The sequence below is a fragment of the Salinicola sp. genome (assembly GCF_982684285.1).
The window spans coordinates 1-9,909 of sequence record NZ_CEXLVS010000158.1; the positions used below are offsets into that span (position 1 = coordinate 1).

Genomic DNA, 9,909 nt, shown 5'->3' on the forward strand with positions numbered 1-9,909 from the left:
CAGTCATCTCGACGGTCTGAGCGCCGATGACATCGAGCCCGTCTTCGAGGACGATGCCGGCAATGTCTGGGTTGGTACCAGCGCCGGCCTGGACCGCTTCCGTCATGCCGCTCTGGTACCGGCACACCTCCCCGGCGGCGCCCGCAACGTCGCCCTGGCCGAGGACGCCTCCGGCGTGCTGTGGGCAGGCTCCAGCAACCGTCCGGTGATGCGCCGGTCAGCGGGACAATGGCACACGACCGACGTTGCGCCGCCCATCAACAACGCCTTCAGCGATGCTCGAGGCGACGTCTGGCTGGGCGGCCCGAACGGTATCTGGCGGGCACATCGAGGCGTGCTGCGCCGGGTCACCGCGTTGCCGTCGACGATCCAGGCCGAGGCGAGCGTGCGTGCAATGGCCCGCGATGGCGATGGCGCGCTGTGGGTCTCGATCAATCGATCGGGGCTGTTTCGCTGGCATGGGGGAGCCTGGCAACTCACGCCGCCACCGACGAGCCGTCCGAGTCAGACCATGCCCGTCAGCGCGACCCGCGATACCCAAGGCCGGGTCTGGTTCGGTTACCGGGACGATCTGCTGGTCATGCGCGATGGGGACGACATTCGCCAGTGGGGGCCGCAGGACGGCCTGGACATCGGCAACGTGGCGGCGATCACGGCCACCCGGCAGCATCTCTGGCTGGCCGGCACCCACGGCGCAGCCCTGTTCGATGGTGAACGGTTTCACGCCATCGCCAGCGGCGACCCGTTCACCGGCATTCACGCCATCATCGAAACCCCGGTCGAGATCGCCAAGGATCGCCAGGGTGACTCACCCTCGGCTTCCGCATCGGCGTGGGGGGACCTCTGGCTGCACACCCAGACCGGCGTTCTCCAGATACCGGCGGGGGAAATCGCCAGGGTGCTGGAGGAACCCGGCCAGCGCGTCCGGTTTCGCCGCTTCGAGGGGGACGATGATCTTCCCAACGATGCTTTTCGCATCCATCCCGTCCCCAGTGCCATCCGAGGACAGGATGGACGCCTGTGGTTCGCCACCATCGCCGGCGTGGTCTCGGTCGACCCGAGCCGGTCCCAGGATCGATCGCCACCGCCCGAGCCTCGAATCACGACGCTCACGGCCGATACCAGCCGCTATCCCCTGGCATCGCCCACAGCCTCCGAGGCGTCGTTGTCCGCCCGACCCCGCAGAATCGCCATCGACTATACGGCGATCGATCTGGCCCGGCCCGATAGCGTGCGCTTTCGCTATCGCCTGCGCGGCTACGATACCCGGTGGCACGACGCCGGAAACCGACGTCAGGCCATCTACACTCGGCTGGGCCCTGGCGATTACCGCTTCGAGGTCGAAGCCTCCAGCGGCAGCGGTGTCTGGAGTCCACGGCCGGCCAGCTTGATCCTGCATATCGCCCCCGCTTTCTACCAGACCTGGACGTTTCGCGGGCTGTGCCTGCTGCTCATCACGGTCCTGCTGTGGGCAGGCTATCGTTATCGGATGCGCCTGACGGCGGCCCAGCTGCGCTCGCGGCTCGAGACGCGCCACGCCGAACGCGAGCGCATTGCCCGCGAACTCCACGATACGCTGCTTCAGAGCATCCAGGCACTGGTGCTGCACTTCCAGGCCGCCGCCGACAAGATGCCCGTCGACGATCCGGCTCGTCAGGCGATGGCGCGGGCCCTCGACCGGGCCGATGAAGTGATCGAGGAGGGGCGCGACCGCGTGATGTCCCTGCGCCATGCCTCGGCTGGCGTCGGTCTCGCCGAGTGCTTGTCGCGAATGTGCCAGGAGCGGCCAGGTGCCCGGAACCTGGTCTGCCAGGTCATCACGCAAGGCAGTCCGAAGCCACTCCGCTCCCGGGTCGAAAGCGAAGCCTACTGGATCGGCCATGAGGCGCTGTGCAACGCGTTTCGTCATGCCGATGCCACCCGGATCATCGTCACCCTGTGTCATGCGCCGGAGGGCTTCAGCCTGTCGGTAAGCGACGACGGTACGGGGATTCCCGGCCACTATCTGACGCCGTCGGGACGCCCCGGTCATTGGGGGCTCCCTCATATGCATGAGCGCGCCCGACAGTTGCAGGGAAGACTCGAGATCGATAGCCAGGCCGGCCTCGGGACCACGGTTCGACTGACCATTCCGGCAGCGCTAGCCTATCGAGATCATCCTTCGCGACATCACCCCTTGCGACGCCGCCGCCGGCGATTCGGGAGAACCTGAGCATGCCCCCAGCCCCTCTGCCGATTCGTGTCCTGGTCGCCGATGACCATCCTCTGCTGATAGAGGGAATCGCCGCCGTGATCGCGGATCAGGCGGATATCGAGCTGGTCGGGGAAGCCGGCAACGGTATCGAGGCCATCGCCAGCTATCGCCGCCTGCAGCCCGACGTCACACTGATGGATCTGCAGATGCCCGAGCTGGATGGCATCGCCGCCATTCACGCCATTCGCGACGAGTTCCCCGCGGCACGAATCGCCATTCTGACCACTTATCAGGGAGATGTTCGGGTCCTGCACGCCATCCAGGCGGGCGCCACCGGCTATCTGCTGAAGAGCACGCTGCGCAAGTCACTCGTCGATACCATCCGTGCACTGGCAATGGGGAAATCTCATTTTCCCGCCGAGATTGCGGCCGACCTGGCCAGCCATCTGGGTGCCGAGCCGCTCAGCCGGCGCGAAGTCGAGGTCTTGCGCTGGATTGCACACGGAGAATCCAACAAGGCGATCGCGCGTCGACTCGGGCTCACCGAAGAGACGATCAAGGCTCACGTCAAGAACCTGATCGCCAAGCTCAACGCCGGCAATCGCACCCATGCCGTGGCCATCGCCCTGCGGCGCGGCATCATCGACATGGCGTAGCAGGAGACCGGCGCTACCTCTTTAGGGGGAGGCGCACCCTCGCCCAATGAGGATTAACTTGCCGACGAGAGCGCTTCATCATCGATACCACCGACACCACCGGAGTTCGACCATGAGGCGTTCCCACCCCGCATCGACGCCACCCCTCGCTCCCCGAACGGTCAAGGCGGAGAGGATGGCGCTCGTGCTATCCCTGTTGTCCCAGGCGGCGTATAGCCTCGACGACGAACGTCTCGCCGCGCAGCTCGGTCTTCCCCGAGCCATGGCAGTGCTGAAAGAACGGCTCTCGAATGAAACCGCGCCTGGCAAACTGGCAGGATGGCAGACTCGGCGCCTGACCACCCACGTCGAGACCCATCTCCAGGACCGGATACGCACTGCGGATCTGGCGGCTATCGCCCGGCTGAGCGTGGGTCACTTCACCCATGCCTTCAAGCTGACCTTCGGCGAAACCCCATGCCACTACGTCCTTCGTCAGCGTATTCGGCAGGCGCAGAGATTGATGCAACATCAACGGACGCCGTTGACCGACATCGCGCTGGCCTGCGGCTTCTGCGATCAGTCGCACTTCACGCGCCTGTTTCGCCGGGTCACCGGCACCAGCCCTAGCGAGTGGCGGCGCCGCTTCGGTGGCGATGCCGTCCCAGTGCTCGACTCGGCAACAGCTGTCACCAGCGACGTGACGGGGACCCGGATGACATCGGTAGCACTCGCCGCCGAGGATCACCTGGGCGGCAGCAAGAAGTTGCCCTGTCGGCCATCGCCGAGGTGGGAGTCGATCTCGCTGTCGTCCTTCAACGCGACGCCGGAGGCACCCAGCGCCTGGGCTTCGCGCAGCAGGTAGGCGAGCAGTTTGGCGGCACTGGCGTAACCCAGTCCCCGCGGGCGGATGTTGGAGATACAGTTGCGCTCGCTGTCGCGCCGGCCCGACCGGGGTGCCCAGGTAAAATAGAGCCCGAGACTGTCCGGCGAGCTGAGTCCGGGACGCTCGCCGATCAGGACGATGCTCATGCGCGCCTTGAGCGCCTCGCCGATCGGGTCGCCGATCGCGACCCGCCCCTGCTCCACCAGAGCCACCGGCCCCGGCGACAGTCCCAGCCGTCCGATCTCCGGCAGCGCGGCGTCGAGAAACGGGATGGCCTGCTCGTGAATCGCCCGCGCCGAGAGACCATCGACCACGCAGATCGAGACGTCGCAGGGTTCGGGGGTGATGGCGGCAAGCTCCTGCTCGGCTTGCTCCGACAGCCGTCGCCCGAGATCCGGCCGGCGCAGGTATTCGTCGCGGTCGGCTGCCTGGCTGTGCAGGCGCAGCGCCAGCGGAAAGCGACGGTCCAGTTCCGGCATCAGGCGCTCGGTATCCAGCGCCATGTGTACGGCATCCCGGGCCCGGGCATGGTCGAGTTGAAAGGCCAGCTGGGCTGACGTCGGCAGGCTACCGCCGGCCCGCCCCAGGCCGATTCTGGCATCGGTGAGTTCACGCAGTCGCTGCCAGGGGTTGGTGACGGTGATACCCGCATCGCCATCGTGGAGATCCTGGTCGTTCATCGTGCTGCTCCCGTATCAACCGTGCCCAAGCCCATTGACCCCAACACGTGCTGGAAACGTGACGGCAACTCGCGACCGAAGGCGATGCCGCGATCGTTACGATAGATACCGCTGGTTTCCAGCCAGGCTTCGAACTCCGGCGCCGGACGCAGCCCCAGCACCTGGCGCAGGTAGAGCGCGTCGTGGAACGAGGTGGTCTGGTAGTTGAGCATGATGTCGTCGGAGCCGGGAATGCCCATGATGTAGTGGCAGCCCGCCGCCCCCAGCAGCGTCAACAGCATGTCCATGTCGTCCTGGTCGGCCTCGGCGTGGTTGGTGTAGCAGACGTCGCAGCCCATCGGCACGCCGAGCAGCTTGCCGCAGAAATGATCCTCCAGCCCGGCGCGGATGATCTGCTTGCCGTCGAACAGATACTCCGGGCCGATGAAGCCGACCACGGTATTGACCAGCAGCGGCTCGAACTCCCGCGCGACGGCGTAGGCGCGCGCCTCCAGCGTCTGCTGGTCGATCCCGTGGTGGGCATCGGCGGAGAGCGCGCTGCCCTGGCCGGTCTCGAAGTACATCACGTTGTTGCCGAGCGGCCCGCGATTCAGCGACAGTGCCGCCTCGCGCCCCTCCCGCAGCAGGGCCAGATCGATGCCGAAGCCGCGATTGGCCGCCTCGGTGCCGGCGATCGACTGGAACACCAGGTCCGTCGGCGCGCCGCGCTCGATCGCCTCGATGGCGGTGGTGACATGTGTCAACACGCAGCTCTGGGTGGGGATTTCGTAGCGGGAGATGACCTCGTCGAGCATCTTCAACAGCGTCACCACCGTGGACGTGTTGTCGGTGGCGGGATTGATGCCGATCACGGCGTCGCCGCTGGCGTAGAGCAGGCCATCGAGGATGCTGGCCGCGATGCCGGAAGCGTCGTCGGTGGGATGATTGGGCTGCAACCGCGTCGACAGCCGGCCCGGCAGACCGATGGTATTGCGGAAGCGCGTGACGACCTCGCACTTTCGGCCGACCAGCACCAGATCCTGCACGCGCATCAGCTTGGAGACCGCTGCGACCATCTCCGGCGTCAGGCCGGGGGCCAGACGTTCGAGCGATTCGCCGTCGGCACGCTCGGAGAGCAACCAGTTGCGGAATTCGCCGACGCTCAGCGAGGCAACCGGCGCGAACGCGGCCCGATCATGACGATCGAGAATCAGCCGCGTGACCTCGTCCTCCTCATAGGGAATCAGCGGCTCTTCCAGGAACGTGGCGAGAGGCAGTTCCGCCAGTGCCATCTGGGCAACGGCCCGCTCCTCGGCGCTCGCCGCCGCAATCCCGGCCAGGGCATCCCCGGAGCGGTGAGGGGTGGCGGCGGCCAGCAGCGTTCCAAGGCCATCGAACCGATACCGCCGGCCATCGACGTCGATAACATGCTCACTCATGGCATCACACCTGTTGTCGTTGTTCGAAGACAAGGAGTGGCCTTCAGTTTATGCCATAAACGCCTCGGCGCCCGCGAGCGGCACGTCGTCGCCTGCGCGGCGCCTGCGCCTAGCTCGTCGTCAGCGCCAGGATCTCCTGCCAGAGGCCGTCGTCCAGCACCAGCGGTGCCTGGCTGCGACGCTGGCGCCAGGTCGAGGCCCCTGGCCAGCGCACCGCCCGGCCGGACTCGTCGGGCGTGGCGGCGGCCAGATGGTGCTGGATGCCCTCGACGATGGCGTCACAGGCGGCTCGCCCGCCGAGCTGCTCGGGGTCGAACAGCATGAATATCTGGCAACTCCCGCCACCGCTGCCACGTTCGACCCGATCGATGTCGTGGCTCGGCCGGCCCTGCGCCAGCAGCGCGGCCAGGGCGTCGAGCAGTATGGAGAGTCCCGACCCTTTCCAGTAACCGGTCGGAAGCAGGCGACGCGTCGCTTCGATCGCCGCCGGATCCCGCGTCAGTTCGCCGTCCGCATCGAAGCCGCCGTCGATGGGAAGCTGCTCGCCGTTGCGTCGCGTGGTCTGCAGCTTGCCGTAGGAGAATTGGGACATCGCCATGTCCAGCACCAGCGGACCGTCGCGATGGGGAACGGCCATGACCATAGGATTGTTGCCTACCGACTGGGTGGCAGCGCCCCAGGCCGGCATGCACGGCTCCGTGTTGGTCCACATGATCGCCGCGAAGCCCTGCTCCGCCGCTTGCCAACCATAGCTACCGCCCCGCATCCAGTGGGTCGTGTCGCGCACCGCGACCAGCCCCATGCCGTGCTCGCGCGCCAGGGCCATGGCCCGCTCGGTGGCCTGGATCGCGTTGCGAATACCGATACCGAAGTGGCCGTCGAACACCTCGATGGCGCCGAGTCGCTGCACGGGTTCCCGCGCAGCGTCGACGTCGACCCACCCCCGGCGAACGTAGTCGACGAACCGGGGAATGCGTCCGATGCCATGAGAGTGCACGCCGTCCCGCGTGCTTTCGGCGTGAATGCGCGCACAGAGCGAGGCGTCATCGGGCGCCAGCCCTGCCTCGAGCAGAATCCGCTGCAGGGTGGCTTGCAGCGTTTCGAAATCGACCATCGCCATTGGAGATCCTTTAGTAATACATCATACATTTATCCAGCGACCATAGCGGCCCCGACCGATCCTGCGTATTCGCTTTTAGTGGAAGAATGGATGACCGCAAGCACCCGCGCGCCGGCGATCGCTCGAACCTTCAAGGCGATCAGGCATGCGCGTCAGAAGCGCGGGAAAACACGGGACACCCGCCTCGTGAGAATGAAAAAAGCCCTGCCGATAAATCGACAGGGCTTTCTCGACGACGACGAGACGTCACCGCCTTTCGCTGATGCCTGGGCCGCCGTTGCCGGCGGCCGGGCGATTCAGCGACGCAGGCCGAGCTTCTTGATCAGCGACTGATAGCGATCGAAGTCCTTGCCCTTCAGGTAGTCCAGCAGCTTGCGGCGCTGGTTAACCATGCGGATCAGACCACGACGAGAGTGGTGATCCTGCTTGTGATCCTTGAAGTGGCTCTGCAGGCCGTCGATGTTGGCGCTCAGCAGCGCAACCTGGACTTCCGGGGAACCGGTGTCGCTCTCGCCCTGACCGAACTCTTTGACGATCTCGGCTTTCTTTTCAGCGGTTAATGCCATGAAAAACTCTCCAGCAAGCAATATGCCTGAATGATGAATATCGGAGACCACGCATATTTGCAGCCTCCCAGTTGACCGTCACGAAGACGGGTGCATCGAATCGATGCCGACAGCTTGACCTTCGGCGCTTGTCGAGACTTGCCTCGACTCGACAGGGTCCGAGTCCAATGCTGCCGTGTCGACCAGACGCCGGGGAGCGACTTCCCCCTGCGCGGTCAATTCGACCAACCCCAGAAAGGATTCGTCGCGATACAGTCTCGCCGTGGTGCCCGGCGCCAGCTCGGTGCCTGCCACCGCCGCCCGCTGCCCCAGCAGCAACTGCCGAGCCACGGTTTCCGTCACGCTGAGCGTCGGCAGATGCTCGAGCATGACATCGACCGGGAGCAGTTGCGCCAGCCGTTGCTCGTCGCTCATCGCCTCGAGCGTCTCGAGGGGGACTCGCCTTGCGCTGTCGAAGGGCCCCGTTTCAAGACGTTCCAACGCCGTGATGTGGGCGCCAAACCCCAGCGCGGCGCCGATATCCTCGGCCAGTGTCCGAATGTAGGTGCCCTTGCTGCAGCGCACCTGCAACCAGACGCCATCGGGCTCCCATTCGAGCGGGCGCATATCATATATCGTTACGCGGCGCGGCGCACGCGCTACCGTCTCGCCCTGGCGCGCCAGCTCGTAAAGCTTGCGCCCCTGCTGCTTGAGCGCCGAGTACATCGGCGGGATCTGTTCGATCTCGCCGCGAAACCTCTCAAGCACGGCTTCGACGGCATCACGATCCAGCGCGGCAGGCATGGCCTGGCGCTCGATCACCTCACCTTCGGCATCGCCGGTGTCGGTCACGGCCCCGAACTGGATTCGGGTCCGGTAGACCTTGTCGGCTTCGAGCAGGTGAGCGGAGAACTTGGTCGCCTCACCCAGGCAGACCGGCAACAACCCGGTCGCCATTGGATCCAGCGTCCCGGTGTGGCCGGCCTTGCGCGCCTGGAACAACCGCCGGGCCCGCTGCAGCGCGTGATTGCTCGACACCCCCTTGGGCTTGTCGAGCAGCAGCACACCGTTGATGGGCAGCCCCTTGCGACGCCGTGCCATCAGCGCGACTCTCCATCCTCGTGCCGCGTATCACTCCCCCGGGAACCGTCGTCCTGGCCCGCCGCGTCGTCACTCTCCTGCGGGCGGTTGCTGGCGACGGCCTCGTCGATCAGCGCCGACAGCTTGTGCCCGCGAACGACGCTTTCGTCATAGTGAAAGCGCAGCTCGGGCACGTGGCGAAGCTTGATGCGGCGCGCGATCTGCGAGCGCAGGAACCCGGCGGCCCGCTTGAGCACGGCCAGGTTTTCCTTGACCCGAGCCGGATCGTTCTCGCCCAGCAGCGTCACGTAGACATCGGCGTAACCGAGATCCCGACTGACCTTGACCGAGCTGACCGTGACCATCCCCAGGCGCGGATCCTTGATCTCGCGCTGGATCAGGACGGCCAGCTCCTGCTGCAGCTGGTCGGCGACCCGATCGGTTCGTTTGAATTCGCGCATCGTTGCCTCTCGAGATCCCGCAGGCGCCTGGTTCGTAAAAAACTGGGCGCCGGCGGGATCCTGTCACTTACAGGGTACGCTCGACCTTGACCTGGTCGAAGACCTCGATCTTGTCGCCGACCTGAACGTCGTTGTAGTTCTTGACGCCGATACCGCACTCCATGCCGTTGCGCACTTCGTTGACGTCATCCTTGAAGCGACGCAGGGATTCCAGCTCGCCTTCGTAGATGACCACGTTTTCGCGCAGGACACGGATCTTCTTGTTGCGGTGAACGGAGCCCTCGATGACCATACAGCCAGCGATCGCCCCGATCTTCGGCGCCTTGAACACGTCGCGCACCTCGGCGATACCGACGATCTCTTCCTTCCACTCCGGTGCCAGCATGCCACTCATGGCCTGCTTGACCTCGTCGATCAGCTGGTAGATGACGCTGTAGTAGCGCAGATCCAGCCCTTCACGCTCGACGATTTCCCGGGCGGAAGCGTCGGCACGGACGTTGAACCCGACCAGAATCGCTTCACTGGCCAGTGCCAGGTTGGCGTCGGTTCCGGTAATGCCGCCAACCCCGGAAGAGACCACCGCCACCTGCACTTCATCGGTGGAGAGTTCTTCCAGCGCCCCGCGGATCGCTTCCAGCGAGCCCTGGACGTCGGCCTTGAGGACGACGTTGACCTTGGCCACCTCGTCCTGGCCCATCTGGCTGAACATGTTCTCCAGCTTGGCCTTCTGCTGGCGAGCCAGACGCACTTCGCGGTATTTGCCCTGGCGGAAGTTGGCGATTTCACGCGCCTTCTTCTCGTCGGACAGCACCATGAAGTCCTCACCGGCTTCCGGCGTGCCATCGAGACCCTGGATCTCGACCGGCATGGACGGCCCCCCCGACTCGACC

At 65.5% G+C, this 9,909-nt stretch carries 9 protein-coding genes and 1 pseudogene; 3 read left to right on the forward strand and 7 right to left on the reverse strand.

All coding sequences use genetic code 11. From position 1 onward, the window contains the following. The 3 genes and pseudogenes from AC3AYF_RS13770 to AC3AYF_RS13780 form a co-directional block, all read left to right on the forward strand. A partial coding sequence (locus tag AC3AYF_RS13770; protein ID WP_487779867.1) for a sensor histidine kinase occupies window positions 1–2,212 on the forward strand: 2,212 nt, incomplete at its 5' end. A 2-nt stretch (window positions 2,213–2,214) separates the two neighbouring features. Then, a complete protein-coding gene (locus AC3AYF_RS13775; RefSeq protein WP_487779868.1) occupies window positions 2,215–2,850 on the forward strand; it encodes a response regulator in 636 nt (211 codons plus the stop codon). 262 nt (window positions 2,851–3,112) lie between these two features. Beyond that, a pseudogene (locus tag AC3AYF_RS13780) lies at window positions 3,113–3,463 on the forward strand (helix-turn-helix domain-containing protein); the annotation flags it as partial. Window positions 3,464–3,573: 110 nt separating this feature from the next. Here AC3AYF_RS13780 and eutC read toward each other — a convergent pair. The 7 genes from eutC to AC3AYF_RS13815 all read right to left on the reverse strand — a co-directional run. Further along, entirely contained in the window at window positions 3,574–4,395 is an 822-nt protein-coding gene (gene eutC, locus AC3AYF_RS13785) for an ethanolamine ammonia-lyase subunit EutC (RefSeq protein WP_487779869.1), read from the reverse strand. Then, a complete protein-coding gene (locus AC3AYF_RS13790) occupies window positions 4,392–5,813 on the reverse strand; it encodes an ethanolamine ammonia-lyase subunit EutB (RefSeq protein ID WP_487779870.1) in 1,422 nt (473 codons plus the stop codon). Before AC3AYF_RS13790 ends, eutC begins: the two co-directional genes overlap by 4 nt. A 109-nt stretch (window positions 5,814–5,922) precedes the next feature. Next, entirely contained in the window at window positions 5,923–6,933 is a 1,011-nt protein-coding gene (yiaK, locus tag AC3AYF_RS13795; RefSeq protein ID WP_487779871.1) for a 3-dehydro-L-gulonate 2-dehydrogenase, read from the reverse strand. A 296-nt stretch (window positions 6,934–7,229) separates the two neighbouring features. Continuing rightward, window positions 7,230–7,499 (reverse strand): 30S ribosomal protein S15, encoded by a 270-nt coding sequence (rpsO, locus tag AC3AYF_RS13800; RefSeq protein WP_071230933.1) that lies wholly within the window; start codon window positions 7,497–7,499, stop codon window positions 7,230–7,232. 78 nt (window positions 7,500–7,577) lie between these two features. Beyond that, window positions 7,578–8,579, reverse strand: coding sequence for a tRNA pseudouridine(55) synthase TruB (gene truB / locus AC3AYF_RS13805; RefSeq protein ID WP_487779872.1), 1,002 nt, complete (start codon window positions 8,577–8,579; stop codon window positions 7,578–7,580). Next, window positions 8,579–9,019: a 30S ribosome-binding factor RbfA gene (gene rbfA, locus AC3AYF_RS13810; RefSeq protein WP_298839169.1), complete on the reverse strand. Its 441-nt coding sequence runs from the start codon at window positions 9,017–9,019 to the stop codon at window positions 8,579–8,581. The genes truB and rbfA overlap by 1 nt, the downstream gene beginning before the upstream one ends. A gap of 67 nt (window positions 9,020–9,086) precedes the next feature. Continuing rightward, window positions 9,087–9,909 (reverse strand): translation initiation factor IF-2 (locus AC3AYF_RS13815; protein WP_487779873.1); only part of this gene is annotated, 823 nt, incomplete at its 5' end.